Source organism: Mesotoga sp. H07.pep.5.3 (assembly GCF_002752615.1).
Classification (GTDB): Bacteria; Thermotogota; Thermotogae; order Petrotogales; family Kosmotogaceae; genus Mesotoga; species Mesotoga prima.
Genome location: NZ_AYTV01000015.1, coordinates 1 through 1573, shown reverse-complemented (window position 1 = coordinate 1573; position 1573 = coordinate 1). Strand labels below are relative to the sequence as shown.

The following is a 1573-nucleotide window of genomic DNA, read 5'->3' as shown; positions in this document are numbered from 1 at the left end:
ACTGAAGGAAGCCCGAGGCAAAGTCCGGAACTGAACGAAAGTGAACCAGGGATGGCCGTTACAGTAGGGTAACCCTGCCAGATAAGGGAAAGCCCTGACTCCAGCTGTAAAGGTTTGGATGGCAGGATTCGGATGAAAGTGGTGTATCTTACCCGGGGAAGTCCTCATGAGTCCGAAAGGGGTAACCGTTAGCAAGGAGGTGATCCAAGTTAACGGAAAGCTCAGGAGGATGGCAGATGAACCCGTAGTAGTGAAGAACCTCTCCGAAAGGGGAAGGGACCTTGGCTAAAAGCCAAGGGGGTGATGGGGAAGTCGAAAGGCTCCATCACTTGCGAAGGGGGGAAGGATCGAAGAAATGTGATCGGAAGACAGAGAAGAGATTCAGCTCAGACAGTTAAAGACAAGGTACACATTCCCGAAAGGGTAGAGAAGCCAGTAATAAACTGTCGAAACAAAATCTGAAACTACAACTGTTGGAAGAGAGCATACAGGAGAAAGAGATGAAGTATTACAGTCTAATCGACAAAGTCTATTCGGAGAAGAACCTTTTAAAAGCCTATGGCAGGGTAGAATCCAACAGAGGAGCCCCTGGTATAGACGGAGTAACCGTAGAGATATTCGCAGAGAAACTTCCCGAAGAAATCGAGAGACTATCCGGAGAAATCAAGAGAGGCGAATACAAACCCATGTCACTCAGGAGGGTAGAGATCCCGAAAGCCGACGGTAAAACGAGGCAATTGAGAATACCTGCAGTGAGAGACAGGGTTGTACAGCAATCTCTCAAGGAGGTACTCGAACCGATATTCGAGGAAGGATTCCATCCCTCCAGTTACGGTTACAGAAAGGGAAGAAATGCCTGGCAGGCAGTGGAGAAGGCGAAAGCCTTTGCATCCAAATACGGACTGTGTAATGTAGTGGAACTTGACCTCAGTGAATGTTTCGACACTCTGGATCATGAGAAGATAATAGACTCCGTAGCCGAGAGAGTGAGTGATGGAAAGATACTCAAACTCATACGGGCAATACTGAAGAGCGGAGTAATGGAAGATGGAGTCTGGAAGGCAACAGAGACTGGCAGTCCACAGGGAGGAGTAATAAGCCCGCTGCTGGCTAACATCTATCTGAACGAATTCGATCAGAAGATGAAAGCCAGAGGAATAAGGATAGTCAGATACGCAGACGACATACTGATCTTCTCGAAAACCCAGGAAGAAGCCCGAGAGTTTCTGGCAATCGCGATAAACATACTGGAGATTGACATGAAGCTCAAGGTCAACAGAAACAAGACGAGAATCACAACACTTGAAGATGGATTTCACTTTCTTGGCTTCGAAATAAAAGGCGAGAGAGTGGGGATAGAGAAATCCAGATTGAAGAGATTCAAGGAAAAGGTCAGGGGACTTACAAGAAGGAATCAGAGCAGGCCGGTAAAGGAGATAGTGAAACAGCTCAATCCACTGTTGAGGGGATTCGCCAGCTATTTCAGGATAGTGGATTTCCAATCCATCTTGAGGGGACTTCTGAGCTGGATAAGGAGAAGGCTAAGAGCCATCATACTACACCAGTGGAAGAC

2 protein-coding genes are annotated in these 1573 nt (G+C 47.3%); both read left to right on the top strand.

The genetic code is table 11. The features are described 5' to 3' along the window. Nucleotides 1–166: 166 nt before the first annotated feature. Nucleotides 167–289 (top strand): hypothetical protein, encoded by a 123-nt coding sequence (locus V513_RS14185; RefSeq protein WP_006485555.1) that lies wholly within the window; start codon nt 167–169, stop codon nt 287–289. Between the two features lie 211 nt (nt 290–500). Further along, a partial coding sequence (gene ltrA, locus V513_RS07940) for a group II intron reverse transcriptase/maturase (protein ID WP_099772307.1) occupies nt 501–1573 on the top strand: 1073 nt, incomplete at its 3' end.